The sequence below is a fragment of the Streptomyces sp. NPDC032161 genome, assembly GCF_040636995.1.
Taxonomy (GTDB): domain Bacteria; phylum Actinomycetota; class Actinomycetes; order Streptomycetales; family Streptomycetaceae; genus Streptomyces.
This window is the reverse complement of record NZ_JBEZVN010000063.1, coordinates 1-17,716: the sequence shown is the minus strand read 5'-3', so window position 1 is coordinate 17,716 and position 17,716 is coordinate 1. Positions and strand designations below refer to the sequence as shown.

The 17,716-nt window shown below is 68.5% G+C and carries 18 protein-coding genes and 3 pseudogenes; 13 read left to right on the top strand and 8 right to left on the bottom strand.

From position 1 onward, the window contains the following. Positions 1-190 (bottom strand): helix-turn-helix domain-containing protein (locus AB0E67_RS35120; RefSeq protein ID WP_362034731.1); only part of this gene is annotated, 190 nt, incomplete at its 3' end. A gap of 80 nt (positions 191-270) precedes the next feature. Here AB0E67_RS35120 and AB0E67_RS35115 point away from each other — a divergent pair. Then, positions 271-471 (top strand): annotated as a pseudogene (locus AB0E67_RS35115) (IS110 family transposase); the annotation flags it as partial. Between the two features lie 12 nt (positions 472-483). Here the strand turns inward: AB0E67_RS35115 and AB0E67_RS35110 are convergent. From AB0E67_RS35110 to AB0E67_RS35100, 3 genes are all read right to left on the bottom strand, one after another. Next, the gene (locus AB0E67_RS35110; RefSeq protein WP_362034729.1) at positions 484-876 is read right to left on the bottom strand and encodes a hypothetical protein; all 393 of its coding nucleotides are present in this window, start codon (positions 874-876) and stop codon (positions 484-486) included. Between the two features lie 28 nt (positions 877-904). Beyond that, positions 905-1,114 carry a hypothetical protein gene (locus AB0E67_RS35105; RefSeq protein WP_362034727.1) on the bottom strand — a complete coding sequence of 70 codons (210 nt, stop codon included), beginning with the start codon at positions 1,112-1,114 and terminating at the stop codon, positions 905-907. 260 nt (positions 1,115-1,374) lie between these two features. Next, entirely contained in the window at positions 1,375-1,713 is a 339-nt protein-coding gene (locus AB0E67_RS35100; RefSeq protein WP_362034733.1) for a hypothetical protein, read from the bottom strand. Between AB0E67_RS35100 and AB0E67_RS35095 the strand changes: the two genes are divergently transcribed. From AB0E67_RS35095 to AB0E67_RS35085, 3 genes and pseudogenes are all read left to right on the top strand, one after another. Continuing rightward, positions 1,636-2,016, top strand: a complete 381-nt coding sequence (locus AB0E67_RS35095; protein WP_362034735.1) for a hypothetical protein — start codon at positions 1,636-1,638, stop codon at positions 2,014-2,016. The genes AB0E67_RS35100 and AB0E67_RS35095 overlap by 78 nt on opposite strands. Before the next feature lie 204 nt (positions 2,017-2,220). Continuing rightward, positions 2,221-2,713, top strand: a pseudogene (locus AB0E67_RS35090) (DUF6233 domain-containing protein). A gap of 291 nt (positions 2,714-3,004) precedes the next feature. Then, positions 3,005-3,337: a hypothetical protein gene (locus AB0E67_RS35085; RefSeq protein ID WP_362034725.1), complete on the top strand. Its 333-nt coding sequence runs from the start codon at positions 3,005-3,007 to the stop codon at positions 3,335-3,337. 171 nt (positions 3,338-3,508) lie between these two features. Here the strand turns inward: AB0E67_RS35085 and AB0E67_RS35080 are convergent, their stop codons facing one another. Continuing rightward, positions 3,509-3,979 carry a hypothetical protein gene (locus AB0E67_RS35080; protein ID WP_362034723.1) on the bottom strand — a complete coding sequence of 157 codons (471 nt, stop codon included), beginning with the start codon at positions 3,977-3,979 and terminating at the stop codon, positions 3,509-3,511. Between the two features lie 433 nt (positions 3,980-4,412). After that, entirely contained in the window at positions 4,413-5,825 is a 1,413-nt protein-coding gene (locus AB0E67_RS35075; protein ID WP_362034722.1) for a hypothetical protein, read from the bottom strand. 11 nt (positions 5,826-5,836) lie between these two features. Between AB0E67_RS35075 and AB0E67_RS35070 the strand changes: the two are divergent. The 5 genes and pseudogenes from AB0E67_RS35070 to AB0E67_RS35050 all read left to right on the top strand — a co-directional run. Continuing rightward, positions 5,837-7,001, top strand: a pseudogene (locus AB0E67_RS35070) (sugar-binding protein); the annotation flags it as partial. A gap of 173 nt (positions 7,002-7,174) precedes the next feature. After that, positions 7,175-8,575: an SMI1/KNR4 family protein gene (locus AB0E67_RS35065; RefSeq protein ID WP_362034721.1), complete on the top strand. Its 1,401-nt coding sequence runs from the start codon at positions 7,175-7,177 to the stop codon at positions 8,573-8,575. A 176-nt stretch (positions 8,576-8,751) separates the two neighbouring features. Then, positions 8,752-9,111 carry a hypothetical protein gene (locus AB0E67_RS35060; RefSeq protein WP_362034719.1) on the top strand — a complete coding sequence of 120 codons (360 nt, stop codon included), beginning with the start codon at positions 8,752-8,754 and terminating at the stop codon, positions 9,109-9,111. A 451-nt stretch (positions 9,112-9,562) separates the two neighbouring features. Further along, positions 9,563-9,820 (top strand): hypothetical protein, encoded by a 258-nt coding sequence (locus AB0E67_RS35055; protein ID WP_362034717.1) that lies wholly within the window; start codon positions 9,563-9,565, stop codon positions 9,818-9,820. Positions 9,821-9,828: 8 nt separating this feature from the next. After that, positions 9,829-10,650: a DUF6042 family protein gene (locus tag AB0E67_RS35050; RefSeq protein WP_362034716.1), complete on the top strand. Its 822-nt coding sequence runs from the start codon at positions 9,829-9,831 to the stop codon at positions 10,648-10,650. A gap of 643 nt (positions 10,651-11,293) precedes the next feature. Here AB0E67_RS35050 and AB0E67_RS35045 read toward each other — a convergent pair. Next, positions 11,294-11,503 (bottom strand): hypothetical protein, encoded by a 210-nt coding sequence (locus AB0E67_RS35045; protein ID WP_362034714.1) that lies wholly within the window; start codon positions 11,501-11,503, stop codon positions 11,294-11,296. A 169-nt stretch (positions 11,504-11,672) separates the two neighbouring features. Between AB0E67_RS35045 and AB0E67_RS35040 the strand changes: the two genes are divergently transcribed. The 4 genes from AB0E67_RS35040 to AB0E67_RS35025 all read left to right on the top strand — a co-directional run bounded on the left by AB0E67_RS35040 (position 11,673) and on the right by AB0E67_RS35025 (position 15,293). Further along, entirely contained in the window at positions 11,673-11,939 is a 267-nt protein-coding gene (locus AB0E67_RS35040) for a putative ATP-grasp-modified RiPP (RefSeq protein WP_362034713.1), read from the top strand. A 3-nt stretch (positions 11,940-11,942) separates the two neighbouring features. Further along, positions 11,943-12,923: an ATP-grasp ribosomal peptide maturase gene (gene tgmB / locus AB0E67_RS35035; RefSeq protein ID WP_362034711.1), complete on the top strand. Its 981-nt coding sequence runs from the start codon at positions 11,943-11,945 to the stop codon at positions 12,921-12,923. Then, positions 12,920-14,119, top strand: coding sequence for an ATP-grasp peptide maturase system methyltransferase (gene tgmC, locus AB0E67_RS35030; protein ID WP_362034709.1), 1,200 nt, complete (start codon positions 12,920-12,922; stop codon positions 14,117-14,119). Before tgmB ends, tgmC begins: the two co-directional genes overlap by 4 nt. 373 nt (positions 14,120-14,492) lie before the next feature. Next, the gene (locus AB0E67_RS35025) at positions 14,493-15,293 is read left to right on the top strand and encodes a hypothetical protein (protein WP_362034707.1); all 801 of its coding nucleotides are present in this window, start codon (positions 14,493-14,495) and stop codon (positions 15,291-15,293) included. Between the two features lie 173 nt (positions 15,294-15,466). Here AB0E67_RS35025 and AB0E67_RS35020 read toward each other — a convergent pair whose 3' ends face one another. Beyond that, positions 15,467-17,191 (bottom strand): hypothetical protein, encoded by a 1,725-nt coding sequence (locus tag AB0E67_RS35020; protein WP_362034706.1) that lies wholly within the window; start codon positions 17,189-17,191, stop codon positions 15,467-15,469. Positions 17,192-17,716: the final 525 nt, after the last annotated feature.

Sequence of the window (17,716 nt, the reverse complement as noted above, 5' to 3'; positions counted from 1 at the left end):
CCAGGGCCTCGATCCCGCCGTCCCGCCACAACTGGTGCCACCGGTAGGCCGACTTCCGGCTCACCCGGAGACGCTGGGCGACCTCCAGCGGCTTGATCTTCTGCTCGAACAACTCGGCCGCCTGCCGCCGTACGGCCTCCCGACGCTGCCGCCCCGCGGCGGTCAGCCCGCCCCCATCCGCATATCTCACACAACACGAGATACAGCCCGCACCCCAGGCCCATCAGGCACATCAGGCACATCGACAAAGATCACCCTGACGAGCCGAAGTCAGTAACGGCCTCCATGGGAGCCAAAGCCCACTACCGACGCCGACGCGACGAGCACTCCGACTGGCACGCCGCCGCCCAGCGCAATCTCTTCAACCGGCTGCTCGGCCAGCTCCACCACTGCCTCAAGAACCGCCGACTGTTCGACGAACTCGCTGCTTTCCCACCTTCGGGCGAACCCCTTGGTGCGGCGGCCGCATAGGTCGAGGACCGATCAAGCCGGAGGTTTCACCCAGGGAGCCAGACGTTTCCCGACTGCGAGGTTCTCGCGCCAGTACCGGAAGACGGTTCCCTGGACGATGTCGAGCTGCCCGGCCGCGACCAGGCCGGAAGCGAGACTCGGCCCGCCCGCATCGGCCTCGAAGGCAATTAGTACGGGAGGTGCCTCGCCGACCTGCCGGGCAATGAGCCGGACCTCGTCAGGCGTCGGCGCACGAAACACAGGATCCTGGAAGGCGGCCGGGCACGTGACAAAGATCGGGTCGCTGAACACCAACTCCAGGCCGTGGGCATACGAGATGTCGTGCCCGGCGCCCAGACGCAACCGCCCGGGGTCCCAGGCGACAATGTCCCAGTCCCACCATGACCCTTCGGGAAGCTCGATCACAGCTCGTTGCCCACCCTGGACCGCGCCGTCAATCGGGAATCACCAAACCAAACTCACGCAGCCGCGAAAGGCAGACCTCCAGGCAGGCCTCCAGGGAGACGGCGTCCGTGCGGACCAGGAGATCATCCCGAAGCGGAGCCCCGCTCGCGACGAAGGTCCAAGGCTTCGTCGCATCGCGCATGCGCTCGGCGTCGACCTTGAACAACACCGTCACACCCTGCTCTGCCAACGACTCCATGACCCGCACTACGTCCATCGCATCCCCACCCCCTGCCTGAAATCGAACAGCCAGAAGGCTACACCGGCCTCTCACGACCCCGGCTTGACCGCTTGGCACCGTGAGGTGTCTACCGCCTCGCCTCCACCCGGGCACGGACAGAGGAATCGGCCAAGGCCGGCTGACCGCTGCAGGCTCCCACCCGATGTCTTCTGGCCCCGGGCGAAGGGCATCGCAGAAGATGACGAATCCGGCAGATAGTTGGGAGGCCGGAGGCCCCGTCACGTGCCTTCGGACTCTGCTTGGTCGACCAGGCGCAGGGCGTCCCTCGTGCTGGCCACCAGGGACGCATCTCCATGGGCGAGACGTTGCCGGAGCGCTGTCTGCAGGAGGTTCCGCGCCTCCTTGACGCGACCTTGGTCCAGGCGTTGCTTGCCGAGATGCTGAAGACAGAACGACAGCATGCCTGGAACGTGAATCTCGGCGAGGCCGAGCGCTAGTTGGTAGTGAGGCTCTGCTGCCACAAGATTCCCCGAGTAGCGGTGAGCATCGCCGAGGTTGATGTGAACCGCAACGGCTTGCTTGTTGTCGCAGAGAGCGAGCGCACGGGTCAGAAGCACGATGGCTTCCTCACACCGACCGAGCACGAAGAGCCCAGTGCCCGCCCGTCGAAGCAGTGCGGGACGATCAAGCGGACCGTCGAGCAACGTCGCAACAACCTGAGTCAGGGCCTGGCGGTCAACCGGGACCATGCGCCCCGACTCATCCAGCCTGATCAAGTCCTCCACGCGATCGTGCCCTCTCTTCTTCTGGTCGGTCCGGAGCCGCCCGGTGATGCTCGCATGCGGGTCGACACAAAGTCACTGAGCGAAGTCCGTCGAGACGAATCCTCGACCAAGATCAACGACTCGGGCAAGCCTTGATCCTCGCGACCGTCGGGTGACGTCATTTCTGGCGAACAACTACAGCTCCCAAGATCGCCAACTGCTGCCCAAACCGCTGCCGAACTGCTGCTGCTTCACGTGAACGAAGCCAGGCGCCCCGACCGGGCGTGGCCAGCTCAGAAGCTGTGCCGTGCTCTCAGTGAGGTATGAGGTGGTGCGTACGGTGGGCGGTATGACGACGCCTTGCGAACCCGGCCCGGCCCCATCCGGGTCCTGCTGCCCGGGGGCCAGGAGGTCGTCGCACGCCTGTGGGCGCGGCGCCAGGTGCGGGACGGGTGGCCGTACCAGGTTGGTCTTCCCGTCTACCGGAACGGCCCCGGCGAGCCGGTAGAGGTGGAGGCTGCGGAGTACCGGGTGTGGGTGCGGGCCCCGGAGCATGTGCGGCCGGTCGAGGGTGTCTCGTACGACCAGGTGCCCACCGAGCGTCTGGAGGCCGTCGAGCAGTTGCTCGGGCCGCGGCGTCCGTCGGGGTGGGTGGTGGCGAGAGCCGGCGGCCGGGGTGGGCCCGGCCGGGGCGCCTGTGCTCGCCCTGGAGCGGGCCCTGGACGTCGCGCAGCAGCCGGGCGTTCGGCTGTGCACCGTGTGCGGCGCGGCGGCCGAGCTCGACGCCGTCCTGCGGGGCTTCGACCACGACGCCGTCCTGCGGGGCTTCGACCACGACGCCGACGAGGGTTAGCGGCCGGGGCTCCCTGCCGGAGGCCCGGTCTCAGTGAAGTCAGTCGCCGGGATCGCATGAACCTGCATGGAGTGAGACAGCTTCGTGAGGCATCGATGCGGCCGTGGAGAGCGGGCCAGCAGGTTGGATGCTGAGTGCTGGTGCCCCGGAAGACGTTCGCCTTGCCGCTTAACCTCTTGTCTGCTGAGGGGTGGAATTGTGGAAAAGTCGATCTTGGTCGAGTCCATCAGGTACTCCGCTGTGTGCCAGGGGTGCGGTGCCGAGGCAGAGTGGTGCGGAGTCCAGGCGCTGGTGGGCGAGACGCTGCGGTGGGATGTTGAGTCGACGTGTTCGACCTGTGGGTTCGCCCTGGCCGTTTGTGGCGGTGACCTGCCGGATGAAATGCGTAGCCGACTGCTCTCCGAGCACGGGCGCGCGAGGTTGCGGGTAAGCGGGCCGGCGAGCAACGCCGCCATCATGCGGGTGCTGCGGGCGGAGCTCGGCATTGGCCTGGACGGTGTCAAGGCCGTGCTGGAGCAGGTCCTCAGCGGGCAGTACTCAGGGACGCTGCCCGAGATGGAGCTCCTGGCCCGCAAGCTGCGGGCCTCAGGGATCGACACGGTCACCTCACGGACTGCGGATTGAGTGAGCCTGCTGCGCCGGTCTGTTCTCAGCGTCGAGCGGAGCCTGTTTGCGCAGGCGGAGTGCCTCCTGGCGGCAGGTCGTGGAGCAGGTCTGGCGCGAGCCCGTGAGCTGTGATGTGTAAAGGTCCAGATCGACGCTGCCGCATGCAAAACCGATCAAACAGTGGGCGGCTCACACGACTGCGGGGAGCGGGCCGGCGGTGAGGTAGCCGCCATGGTGGTCGCATCCCATGAAGCCGTCGGCGACAAGACGTCGGAAGGAGTCGACCAGGGCGGTGGGAGTGGTGATCAAGTCGCGGTTCGCGAGCGGAATCGGGGCTTGTTGAATGTATGTGAATGCGAGGGCCGCCATGATGTCGGCGCACACGCCGGTGAGCTCGCCGGTAGCGATCGCGTGGAGGGTGGCGAGCAGGTCGAACTCCGCTACCTCGCCACTATCTAGGTGCATGCGTGCGGTGGCCATGTACATGCGGCCGTTGATGACCTCTGGCTTGGCGCGGTGTACGAGCGGGAACTGCGGAAGCTGCTGTGGAAAGCACTCGTTTGACCCTTGCTTCCGGGAGGTTTTCTCCTTCTTGCGCAGGGCCTCCGGGCCTCTCGGTTGACGGTGCCGGTCGGTCTTCTTGCGCTTGCTCTTACTCACTCGCTGCCTTCCTGTCCGCGGACCGCCTGCATACGGACAGACAGATGGTGTCGGCCCTCGGAAGGCGATGCAGCGCATCGTGGCGGGATATCGCGCGCAGCGGCCAGACATACACGCGGTCCCTGACCGGCTTTCATTCCTTGCAGTGAACGGCGTGCTGGCCTTGACGACCCCGCTTGCCAGGATGAACAGAGTGGCGGCCACAGCACCGTTGTCGTCCGAGACGTGTACCCGGCGACCACGGCCGTGCACGGCGCGCGAGGAGGGCGCGGTGGGCTTATGACTCGGCGGCGAACTCGCGGGCCTGCGCCAGGAGACCACCGACCTGCGTGGTGGCTGAACATGGGCGCAGACCGTGAGGCCGAAGCATTCCATGTCCGGCTCGTGGCGGCCGGAACCCGCCTCGGGAGACGGAACTCCGACACCAGGGCCTTCAGGTAGTCCGTGGCGAGCATGGGGTCCGGGGTGGGCGGCCAATGCCAGTGGCTCCGGGCCTCTTCAGGTCCGGACAGCCTGGCCCAGCACAGTTCGAACAGCCGTCTCCCTGAGCAACCACCTCGGACCTAATGGCGCTGCTCGACGTCCCGGAGGGGCGGCGGGTCTCGGGGCTGGAGCGGCTGCGTCGGCCACCGGCGCGGACGACAGGGACGGGGATGGCGGAGGGGCTGGGTTCGGCGCCGCAGTGATCAGTCGGATGCTCTTTCCGTATCTGCAGCATCTGCCCAGGGCAGGCCGAGACCAGTGAACAGGGCCTGGAGGTCCGGCGGGTAGCTGGTGTATCTGTCGCGCGCGGCGTAGAGCCGCTTCTTGAGCCGTACTTCGCGCCCGCCCACTTCGGGCCGGTAGTCGGCTGCCACCTGGATCTGCCCTGTCTCGTCGACGAGGAGACCGGCCTCGGCGATGTGCCGCTGCGCGGGGCGATCACGATCTCCATGAGCCGCTCCTTGCGGCCCCGCCGCGCCTGGGGCACTGCCGAGGCCACCCGGGCGTCCCAGGCAGCCGGTCCCATGCGCAGCCTGCCCAGTTCCACTCGCTGCTCCTCGTGCAGTTCCTTCCACCGCACGTGCTGCTCGTACAGCCATTTTCCGAGGTCCTCACCGCGGTAGAACCGTGTTCCGTGCAGGAGTTCGGCCCGTGTCCCGCCTTCGTTTTTGAACCGCTCGAGGCGTACGAGCTGGCGGTGGAAGGCGGCTGTCCACGGCTTGTCCTCGGGGACCCGCCATGTCCAGGACGCCGGCCGCGGCATTCCCTCACTGGCCGGAAGAGCTCCGATCGTGTCGAGTTCCGGGTCCTTGATGCCGGGCCGGCGCCGTTCGGCCAGCAGCGCGCCGAGGGCCACTTCCTCGCCGTCGACGTTCTCGTCCTTGCGGGGCAGCAGGTGCCCGTGGGTTTCGACGTAGGCCCGGGCGGCCCCGAGCAGCACGGCCCGCCCGTCCGCCCGCGGCTCCCACACAAAGCCCCGCTCCGCCAGGTAGCGCACCAGGTCGGGATGGATCCGAGGCCCGCGCGCCATCCACTCCTTGCGCGCCTTCTCCTCGTTCCCCAGCTCCTGGGCCAGGCGGTCCAGATCGTCCTTGTCCGCGCGTGCCTTGCGCCGCAGTTTGTCCAGCTCCACCCCGAGCCGGACACCGCCCTCCTCCCAGTCCGGCGGCACCTTCAGATCCCCGTGCCTGACCTGGTGGTGGTGGCGGCCTGCATCACCTGCTCGATGTCCCAGCTTGCCGGATCGCCGACCACTGTGATCCTCAGCCAGTCCACCACGACCCGCTGCGAGCGCTGGCCAGTGGGAGGGGCCGTGCTCGGTCAGCGCCGAGCAGATGGCCTTGACCAGCGACTGCGGGTTCACCGAGTTCGCCGTCCCCGACCGGAGGCACCCATCACCAAGGCGTTCGACAAACTCGGCCGGCAGGTCTCCTACACGGACGCCGACAACGGTGTGACGACCACCGAGTACGACCTGCTCGACCGGCAGGTCAAGGTCACCGACAACGCCCCCTCCACCGTCACCTACACCTACGATCACGCCGCCGAACCGCGCGGCCTCGCCACGAAGACCACCGACTCCGTCGCCGGTACCTTCCAGGCCACCTACGACGCCGACGGATCGGTCACCCGCGAAAGACTGCCCGGCGGCTACACGGTCAAGCAGACCGAGGACACGACCGGTTCGACCACCGACCGCACCTACACCCGTGACAGTGACGGCACGATCGTCTACTCCGACACGGTGTCCGAGTCCGTCCACGGACAGGTCACCGCGCACGCCGGCTGGTCCGACCAGACCTGCCGCTACGACGCGACCGGTCGGCTCACCACGGTCGAGGACACCGCGGACACCATCTGCACACGCCGCACCTACACCTTCGACGCCCGCAGCAACCGCAAGTCCCTCACCTCGAGCCCAGCAGTCCCGGGCCTGGGCTGCACCACCACCGAAGGCACCACAACCAACCACACCTACGACAGCGCCGACCGCCTCATCGACACCGGCTACACCTACGACGCCTTCGGCCGCACCACCGCCCTGCCCGGCAGCACCATCGGCTACCACGCCGACGACCTCGCCTACCAGCAGACGGCGAACGGCAAGCGTCAGACCTGGCAGCTCGACGCCGATCAGCGCTTCCGCTCCTGGAAGGTTGAGAGTGGCAGCGGCAGCAACTGGACCCAGAACAGCTCAAGGCTCAACCATTACGACGACGACGGCGACAATCCCCGCTGGATCACCGAGGACACCGCGACCAGTGCGCTGACGCGGAACGTGGACTCTGCATCCGGAGACCTCGCCGCCACCACCAACAAGACCGGCGGCACCGTCCTGCAGCTCACCAACATCCACGGCGATGTCGCACTCCAGCTCCTGCTGGACACCGCCAAGGCCCCCGTTGCCCTGGACAGCGACGAGTACGGCAACCCGCGGGCCGGCCAGGCGGAGACCCGCTACAACTGGCTGGGAGGCAAGCAACGTTCCACTGAGACGCTTACCGGCCTCACCCTCATGGGTGTCCGTCTCTACAACCCTGCCACCACTGCCGCCGACGACGAGTAGGTGCCGACGCGAGGCGATCGGGCGGAAAGTCGGACCGGGCCGTACGCGGTGACTCCGATCCATGGATTGAGAGTCCGACTGCTACCTTGCGAGCAGCCCTGCCTCCTGTGACACCGGGTGTCAGCCGCCCCGCGTACGGTCTTCGCATGGCTACTCAGAATCCCCCCGGGCAATCGATACGTGACTTCGCGACCTGGCAGCCCGTGCTGAGGCTCTTGCGGGCCGCCAAGGCAGACAAGGCCGGTGCCGAGCCCATAAGCGTGGCGGGTCGCATCGGGCGAAGCGGTTGGAGTCTGACCCTCCCGCACCCGGTGCCACCGCCCGGTCGAGCCCTCCAGACCGAGGACATACAGGACGAGCTCGACGCGGTGGAGCGGGTGCAGACCGCGATGACGGAGGTTGGTGTCGACGACGTCTCGTTCTCCGCGAAGATCGAACCGACCGGGACGACCGTGCTTCGTCTGCTCGGCCCCAGCCCGGCGGTGGAACCCGGGATCGGAAACTCTCATCCCGGTGCGCTCATCCTCATCGAAGACTCCCTTCCCGAGCCCTGGCGCCGCCTCCCCGATCCGACGCACGAAGCGAGGCCGGCCTCCTCAGCGGACCCGGAGTTGCTGGAGCGGAGGCTGCGGGAACGGCTACCCGACGCCATCGGCGCGACGGAGGAGGAGATCGCCGCCGCCGAAGCACGCCTGGGCGTCTGCCTGCCAGAGGAACTCAAGGTGCTCTACCGGGTGACCCGGGCGCGCTGGGAGGACTGGGGCGACGACTACGACACGGCGGACGGTGTCTTCGAAGCGGTGCGCTGCGAACTCTCATCCGTGGACGACCTGTACACCGCCGAAGCTTCGACCCGCCACTGCCGCTGGGAGTTCGCGGCCAAGAAAGCAGTCGACACTGGGCCCGACGCAGCGGTACAAGGCGTCGTCGGATCACCCGGGTGGATCGTATTCGGTGAGAACGGCGGAGGAGACCAGCTCGCGGTCGACCTGACGCCCGGCCCGCACGGACACACCGGGCAGATCATCCTGCTCAGCCACGAGGAGAGCGTCGGCGCCAAGTTGCTGGCCGACTCGCTCACCGACTGGGTCCTGGGCCGGGAGACGCACGAGCGCCGGCACCGCAGAGAAGAGTCACCGCTCGTGGCCCACGTCAACCACGCGAGCATCAAGAGCGTCCGGGAAGCCGCCCACCCCGGCCTGGAAGTCCTCTCGATCGGGGTGTGGGACGGCGCACCGTTCAGCCTCGCCCCGGTCATCGGGCTGCCCCGCCTGCGCACCCTCGCCGCGTACGCCGGTACGCTGGCCGACCCGCTGGAGATCGCCGAGCTCACCAGCCTGGAATTCCTGGAACTCGGCCCGCAGGATTGGCGTGTCCTTCTGGATGCCGGCGCCGTCCCCCGGAGCCTGTCGGCTGCGTCCATCAAGGCGTACGGCGACCACGACCCCCTACCCATCGTGGCCATCGCCAACGAAATTCTGGCTCTCTGGGGCCGGCCCCAGATTATCCAGACTGTCCTGGAAGGAAACCTCGGACCCCTTGCATAGGCCCGCAAAGCCAGGCTTTTCACTCCCCTAGCTGAGGCGGTCACCAACAGTTGGGCCGCCGGACCGGTGACCCGCCCGCAGGTTACGGCTGTGGCTGGGTAGTGACGGTTTCCCGGCCCGACCGGCGACCCGAACGCATCGCCCAGGGGCTGCTGGAGGAAAGGCTGGGAGGTCACGTGCACAGCAACGGCGGACTCAAAGACTGCCTGCGCGCTGCCACTCACGCCGCGACCTCTACAAATACCGAACTGTGGGAGCGCACCAGGCAGGGGAAACGCGTCGTCCCGCTGGACAACCCCGATCGCTTTGCGGACGCCCGCGCCGCCGACGAGGAACTGCTGGGCCAGGAAGAGAAGATCGACCGCGTGCTGGCCAAGTTCAAACCCGAGGAGCGGAAAGTCGCCGACTGCTACGCGGCCGCGGGCCTCACCTTGGCACAGGCGGCATTCAAGGCCGGGCAACCGGCATTCATGGGGGAACGGGTGCGGCGCAAGCTCAAGCGCCTTGCCGCAGAGGACCACCGCTGCAGGCGGTAGTCCAGCGTCAGGCGGCAGTCCTGCCGCAAGCCGGACTGCCGCCGTTCCCCACCGAGAAGTTCCAGGAGCTACCGTCGAGCTCGGCCCCTGACGCCGACGCCCAGGCCAGGGACGAGCACTACGCTGATGACATGCGTATCGGGGAGGCAATGGACCGCTAAACGGGCGTACCGCCGGTCGGTACACGCCCTGACGGCCGGTGTTGCTGCCTGGTGGCCGGATCTGCCCAGCACCACCGTCTTCGCCCACCGCCGCGCGGCCCTACCTACCGCGCCATCCCGCAGGCCTCGTTCTGATGCTCGGGGTGGGATCCGTCTGGATCCCACCCCGAGGCTCGCACTGACCGACAGGATGTCCTCAGGCCCAAGATGCGCGGCCCTCGCCCGCAGCCCGCAGTCATGATCCCGAGGCGCTGAACGCCAGCACCTCGTTGCACGACCTCGGTCTCTACGTGAAGGTCAACGAATGGCTCCCGGATCTCGCTGACGACGTCAGCGTCGACGACTTCATCACCCAGATCCGCGCTGGAGCCTTCGGCGAACAGAACAGCAAGTCCGATCTCCGCGCCGGACTTCAGCGCCTCGCCGATGCCGGCCTCATCGACCCCAACGACGAGACGAGCGAGGATGGGCCGCTCACCCACCTGCTTGAGGAACGGATCAGGAACCTTCCTCCGTATCTCCCGCCCACCTCACAGAACCGCCCGTAAGGAGAACTGTGTCCCTCGTCCATGACACCAGCCAGCACGACAACGACAGCTACCTGTCCCTGCACAGCGGCTGGTTCGCAAGCGGGTGGCCGAGCTACCTACCCCAGCACCAGGCAATGATGCTGTCCATGCTCTTCGGCACAGCCACGGTCCGGGGCCTGCGCGGCAGCCTCGATGACGTCCTGGAGCAGATCTATCAGGGCGAGCCCGGTGCCTTCTTCGGCAACGCCAGCAATTCCCTCGACTCGCCCGTCGTGTGGATGGACCCGGACGAACTGGAGTACGCCGAGACAGAGCAGGAGAAGAACCAGCTCCGCGTAGACGCCGAAGAGCACCAGGCCCGATGCGAGGAACTACTCCGCACCGCCGACCTCGCCGTCCCGACCACGATCCGTGAGCTTGCCGACACCATGCTCGCCCTGGGCATCGCCAGCCAGCAGGACGGCGTGTGGTCCATGCCCGACCCCATCCCGGGCCCCGAGACCGCCCTGGCCCTGACAGACAAGGAACGAGCCGCAATCGCGTACCGTCGGCAATTCTGGGAGAGCGGCCCAGCGGAACAGACGCTGATCGACTACCTCACGGACGACCTGAACCGCCCAGCGGAAGTCTTCACGTCCGTCGACCGGCTGGCCAAGGCGACCGACCTAAGCGAGGACGACCTCCGCAACGCACTCGGTCGGCTCACCCAGGAAGGCGAGGCCCGCCTTGAGCGCGGCACCGCCCGAGAACAGACAGCCCTTGAAGCTCTGAAGGGTCACGAACGGTTCCACCTCGTGCTGAACTGGCCGCACTTCGACGAGAACCGGATCACCATCGAGCGAGGCTGAACCCGCGCACACCATGCTCGTCTGCCGGACTCGTTCTTGGGCGACCTCGGCAAGGAACCCCTCCGAAGGAACCATCACACCGACGCCATCACCCGCGCCCGGCCGTTCCAGCACGCTGTTGCACTTGTTATGGAGGTCGTCCTGGTCGGCTGCGGGCCACCACAACCTGGTGTTCGAGGAGCACGGGGCGCACCTCGTGGACCTTCTGGCGGCGGCGTCGGTGTGTCCCGCATTCGCGTTGAAGAGAAGTCAAGGCCCTCGGGATTCAGGCGGTCCGGCAGCTGCCTCTAGCTGCCTGCCCTCAGTCACGGCCACCGGTGTATCTCACCTGACGGGCTGCGAACCCGCGCCGGGTCCGCAGCGCTCCTGCCCGTCTGGCGAGCGGCCGGGCAAATATCTAGTACGGCCGGGGCCGCCCCACCCTCCCAGGCGGGGCGAGGAAGACGCAGGCTCGCGTCCCCCCAGGGTGTGAGCCGCTGGTGATTTAAGGCGCGTGGCCCGAGCAGCGCGGGAAGCTGCTGCCGGAGGTCAGGCCCCAACGCTCACCACCACGGTGAAAGTCGGTGCTGTCTTTGTGCTCGACACCCACTGCGGGGGTGCTCGGGACGATCTGCGCCCCGGCGATTCCGTCCTCGGTGTCGAACTATGCGTGCGGCCGCTCGATCATCGCTTGGTGTCTTTCGGCGGCGGGCGCCGGAAGAGAGGGCTCGTCGTTCGCCGCGAAGTCCAGCTCGAGGCCGCTGGTGAGCCGCACCGCGACTACGCCGGGCTCGTCCTTACGGAGGGTGTCGGCGGCGTCGTCCTGGTCGGTGAGCCAGCTACGCACCTGTCCGGCCGCGTTGACGCGCAGCAAGGCTTCCTGCGCGATCGTCTGCCGGCCCCCGCCTGCGCATTCGGAGCGTGGCTTTTCCGCCAGGGTTTGCGACCTGTACGGTACTGGCCAGTGCACCTGTCGGGCGCCGATTCTGTGGAGGCGGCAGTCGCCTGGCTGACCGCTTTCGGCATAGGGGAAGGGATTTCGCATGGCGACACTTGCACCCGGGGCGCCGTGGGCGATGCGGCTGGTCACCGACCGGTTACCGGTCGGCCCGCCGCCGTATGCGGCTGTGATGCTCGACCCGCTTTCGCAGACCGCCCGCTACACCGACACCACTGGCCGCGTGGTGGAGATGGGCAATCACGGCACCTCGAAAACGACTGGCACCGCCTCGATGTCCGGGGGCGGCGACGGGCAGGGCCCGCAGCCGCAGGCCCAGGACGACAACACCACCGACTACGAGTCGGACTGACCGGTGGCTTCCACCGTCCTGGTCGTCACCGCGCTGGAAGATTTCACCGCGGACAAGGTCATCGCCGCGCTGAACGAGCGTGAGGTGCCCGTCGTACGCGTCGAACCGGCCGATATCGGGCCCGCCCTGACCTTCGCGGCCCGTATCGGGCAGGACAGTTCCACCTGGGGCGGACGGCTGCGTACGGCGAGCAGGGAGGTGGAGCTGGGGGAGGTGGCGGCGGTCTACTACCGCCGCCCCACCCCCTACACCGCCCGGTACCGGCACCTGCCCGTCCAGCAGCGGGACTTCGCCGCAGCCGAGGCGAGGCACGGGCTCGGCGGCATCCTGAACAACCTGCACGGCGCGAAGTACGTCAACCACCCCGCCGCGGTCACCCGGGCCGATTTCAAGCCCGCCCAGCTCCAGCGCTTCACCGAACTCGGGCTTCAGATCCCGCCGACCCTGGTTACCAACGACGCCGAGGCCGCACGGAAGTTCGCCGCCGAGCACAACCACGTGATCTACAAGGCGTTCCGCGGGCTGCCCCCGGGCGAGGACGGGCACACCGGGGCGATCTGGGCCCAGCGCGTCGACCCCGACACCTTCGACGACACCCTCTCCGTGACCGCGCACCTGTTCCAGGCCGAGATCCCCAAGACCGGTGATGTACGGGTCACCGTGGTGGGGGAGAAGGTATTCGCCCAGCAGGTCGCCGCCCCGGACGGTGCGCTGGACTGGCGCCGTGGTAACTGGGACGACCTGATCCACACCCCCATAGAACTCCCGGCCCCGATCGAGGGCGCGCTGCACAGCTACCTGGCCTCCTTCGGCTTGGTTTTCGGCTGCTTCGACTTCGCTCTGACCGACGACGGGGACGTCCCGGAGCACTGGACGGCGATCGAATGCAATCCGAACGGCCAGTGGGGCTGGCTGCCCGACGCGCCCGCCATCACCGAGGCGTTCGCCGACATTCTCAAGCAGGAAGGAGGCGGTGCTGCGTGACGATGCCCGCCGACCTTGAGACCGATGCCGCGCGGCTGCGCGAGGCGATGACCAAGGCCCTCGCCGAGAACGGCGTACTTGCCGATCCGGCCTGGAAGGAGGCGGTTCAGGCGGTGCCGCGGCACCGGTTCGTACCTGGCTTCTACCTGCCTGCCGACGGACGTGACGGGCAGGGCCTGACGGTGTGGGAGCCGGTCACCGCCGAGCTCGACTACGGCCGGTGGCTGGCCGCCACGTACTCCGACACCACGCTCATCACGCAGTTCGACGGCGCCGAACCCGACTGGAAGCAGCCCGCCATACGGCACGGCGGGGCCCCGACATCGTCTTCCACGCTGCCCTCGCTCGTCGTGCGCATGTGGACGGACGCCGAGCTCACCGAAGGGCACACGGTGCTGGAGATCGGCACCGGGACCGGCTATTCGACCGCGCTTGCGTGCGAACGTCTCGGCTCCGCCGGTGTCACGTCGATCGAGGTCGACGGTCGCCGCCTGGAGCAGGCGGCGAGCGCGCTGTACGGGTGCGGCTACACGCCGACCCTGGCCGCGGCGGACGGACTGTACGGGTACTGGCCCGAGGCGCAGTTCGACCGGATCGTGGCCGCCTGCTCGTTCCGCGCAGTCCCCCCCGCCCTGCTCGCGCAGACCCGGCCGGGCGGGAAGATTCTGCTCACCCTCTCCGGCTGGCTCTACGGCTACGCTCGCGTCCTCCTCACGGTCGGTGCCGATGGGACCGCCGAGGGCCCGCTGCTCGGTGGCACGGTGTCGTTCATGTCGGCACGTACGCACGCGGCGCCGACGTTCGGCAACCCCGCCCACTGGGCCGCGGGCCTGCCGGACAGGTCCCGGACCACCCCGCACGGCCCGGAGAGGATCAGCGCCGCCACCGAGGAGGCGTTCCACCTGCGCTTCCTCGTCCAGAGCGCGGTGCCGGATGCGCAGATGACGACCGTGGGCGAGGTGGTGCACCTGATCGACGTCGTCACCGGCTCCGTGGCCACCCTCACCCCGCACGGCGATGGTTGGCAGGTGCGCGAGGGCGGGCCGGTGAAGCTGTGGGAGCGGACCGAGCGAGTCCTGGACGCCTACGACGCTGCAGGCCGACCGGGGCCGGAGACCTTCACCCTGCATGTCCGCGACGGCGGGCAGCACCTGCGGCACCCGCAACTGCCCGGCCTGCCGCTGCCCCGGCCCTGACGGGCCCGTACGTTCCAGGCGCTTGGCGAGGCGAGAGACGGCCCACGCCGGGTGCCTGGAACGTTCACCGGGCCCGCTCGTAACTGTCCTCGTCGCCCTCCCTGGCGGCGTCGCGCCTCAGACCCCGGAAACGGCCCTGCAGCGCGGAGTGCCGACGGCAACGGGCACCACTGCTATCTGGGGTTCCCGGGCCCCCTGCGCAGGCCAGCGCGTCTGAAACTGTCACACATGTCAGGCACCTAGTCGGCCTTCCATCCCCGGCACCATACTTGCCCCGGAGCCCCTTGCGGGGCCCATAAACCACCGAGGTCGGAAGGAACCCATCAGCCATACCCGGTCCTCCCGGACCGCCTCACATTCTCAGGGACCGCCCATGACGAAGGCGACCAGCCCGTCAGCCGATCACAGCGCGGCCCCGCCCAGCCTGGGCGAGCTGCCCGACCTCGGGGCGGAGGCGTTCGCGGCCGTCGCCGAGGCCGCCTGTGCTGGAACGCCTTTCAGCGGCCAGACGAGTTCCCCTTCGCAGCTGGCGGCAGCCGCTGACAGCACCTCTCTGACTGCGCCCGCGGGTGAAGCCGTTCGGCGGAGCCTCCCGCGCACCTACGATGTGGTGGTGCGGAACACGAAGGCATTCAAGGAAGCCGTTGCCCAGACGCTCGCGGAGCTGGCGCATAAGGGGGTGACGCTCGCCCCGTCGAGCGTTGAGGATTTCATCGAGAACAACATCAACACCGTGGTCGAGCGGCTCGGGATCCAAGTGCGCTCCGCCTGGCGGTACTTCGACGCCAAGGCCACAGCCGACCACCTCGCGCAGAGCGTGGCCTCCTACGAGGAGAGCAGCAACGAGAAGGGCGTGGGCCAGGCTCCGATGCCGCCGCTGGACAACCCCGAACTCGCCCTGGTCCTCGCTGGCGTCCCGGACTCCCTGGCCCAGACAGGCGGCGACCTGTACGCGGTCATCATCAACGTGGCGGTCAACGCGTGGATGGCCGGCCACATCCACGGCGAGGACGGCTGCGCTGGATGCGACGGCAGCCGCGGCCCGGCCGGGCACGACTGGGAGGCCCGGATGCGCACCATTTCCGAGATGCAGCCCAACATCAGCAAGTGGTTCGACCGCGACGTATGGACCCGCGCGGTCAACGATGCGGGTTACACCGTCACCCGCCGCTGAAGTCAGCACGCGGCGAGGCGGTCGCCTCAGCCGAACACGGCTGGCGGAACGGATCCTTCCCGACTGCTGGTTGCTGATCGAGTGGCCTGCCGATGCCGCGCCGCCGACCGATTGCTTTGTCCAGCCTGCCCGGTCTCCGCGATCACCGGCGGGACAGGAGGCGCCCGGTTACGTCACCGGGGCAGTTGCGCGCAAGCCTCGTCGGCCAGGCGCCGCGCGGCGTCTTCCCAGCGGGACCGTGCCGCAGGCCGACCCAGATCGCCGGCATCGGGCAGGACAGTAGAGGACAAGCGAAGGCCCTGGGCCGTGCACGCCTCGCCGACGGTGCGGACGACGTCGGCGGGCATCCGAGTGGTGGGGACCAGCCAGGGGCGGCGCTTGCCGGTGGCCACCTGCAGGTCCCACAGCACCTCGTGGGCTGCCTTGGCCACCCGCGACTGGAGCGCGGCCTGCCACTCCTGGTCGGTCAGGGTGCGCAGGACGCGTGCGCCCGCAGCCTCGTCCCAGCCGGTTTGGGTCTCGTGCACCAGGTGCGCGATCCAGCCGTCCCGCCCCTCCTCCCACAATGCTCCCCATCGCTGACGGCCCGCCTCGTCGCAGTCGCGGAGGAACAAGCGCCGTGCGAGAGCGTCCTCGAGTTCGTCGTCCGTCTTCTGCCGACCGGTCTCCCGGACGAGCTTGGCGAAGCGCTCCTCGTACGTGTCGTAGTCCTCCAGGTTGTCGAGCCCGCAGTGCTCAATGTCCCGGTAGGCGACCTTGAGCCAGGCCCAGATCTCTCCCAGAGGGGTGAGGTGCACTTCGGTGACCTCCCGTCCCGGCAGGCGGGGCATGCGCCGCCACGGTGTGAGCGTCAAATCGGCGGTGCTGGCGGCGGCGCGCGGCAGGCCGACGGGAGAGGCATCGGTGACGACGTGGCTGAAGACGCGGTCGAGGGCAGGGTGCCGCAGAAGGAGAGCCAACTGCCTTGCCTGTTCCGGCCCGTCGGCACCAGGTGTGGAACAGCGGACGAAGGCGTGGCCGAGGCTGGGCAGCAGGTGGACATGCCGGTCGGGGTCCTCGGCCACGGTGGCCAGCCCGGGGTCCGCCTCGGGCCACCGGTGTCCCTGCAGGCCCGGTCCTCTCTGCACGCCGCGCGACGTCAGCAGATACAAGACGCGGTGGCCTTGGCCGGCCAGCGCCTGGGCAAGGCCGGTGGCGAGCGAGCTGCACCCGTGGCCCCCTTGGGAGTTGGCGACCGCGATGACGCGCGGGCGCCGTGGCCATGTCAGCAGCTCAGGGTGCGGTCCGTCGAGCATGGCATCGCCGGGCAGCGCCGTGCCGAAGTTGACCGTGCCGTGGTCCGTGAAGAGGCGGATCCGGCGCAGCACCGTACTCGCGCGCTTCCGTCCGCCCGGCGTACCGGCCCACGGGGGAGGTGCGCTCTGGGAACTGACGCTGGCAGACCGGTCGGCCAGGTCCTCCAGGGCGCGGAGCAGGGCCGGGCCGTGGTCGCGGGGAAGCAGCAGGGTGCCGCCGTCCGGGTCGGCCAGGGTGATCCACTTCCCAGTGTTCCCGCGCTGCTCAAGGCCGGGCACCACGCGGCCGCCGTCGCCGTGCGCGTTGAGCAGGCACCGCACCACGCGCTCGCGGTGAGGCTCGGCGACGGCCAGGACCAGTGAGTCCTCGCGCGGTCCGACCCAGGCCAGCGCGAAAGGTCCTCCTTGGTCGCCAGGGCGGTGCACGCCGAACTCGCCGACGAGCGCGGCCAGGACGCACGCTTCAAGGTCTTGCTGGGCGGCGGTGGATGCTGCGGGAAGGACCTCACGGTGGCGTCGTACTTCGTTGAGTGCGCTGGCGTGCGGTTCGCCGGTGTAGAGACGGCGGGCGCGCGTGCGGCGCTGGGTGCTGGTCGTGGCCACGGCGTACTCCGTATCGACAGGGTCTGTGTCCCGGCACCGCAGCCCTGCAGGAGTCGTCCTGTGCGCTGGGAGTGAGGACTAGCCGTGGCCGGTTTTGCCGTCGGGGAACAACGTCGCGAAAGCCGGGAATCGACGTAGACGGTCGGGCCGCCGTACGGCCTACTCGCCCGCACGATAGCAGTGCGCAGCCGCCCGGCGCCGTGCCAGCGTGGCGTGTTGCGATCCCGGAAGTTCCCGCGTCGCGCGACCGAGCACTGCACGCCCGTACTGTAGCGATCCTGATCGCAGCTCTTAGTTAGCAGCGAGGGTGAGCAGTGGCCCCGTGTCCGGGGGCTGCCGCTCATGCCCGATCGAGCCTGCTTGAAGAGTACGGGCGCGGTGCCGCCGCCGAGCCGCGACGGGGGGAGGGAAGACATGACCAGCACGAGGGACTAGTAGTGCTTGGTCAGGTTGGCCGTGGTGCGTGTCTTTCGGGTTCGATATCGCGTTGAGTGAGTGTGACTCCGGACGAGATGACTGCGGTGC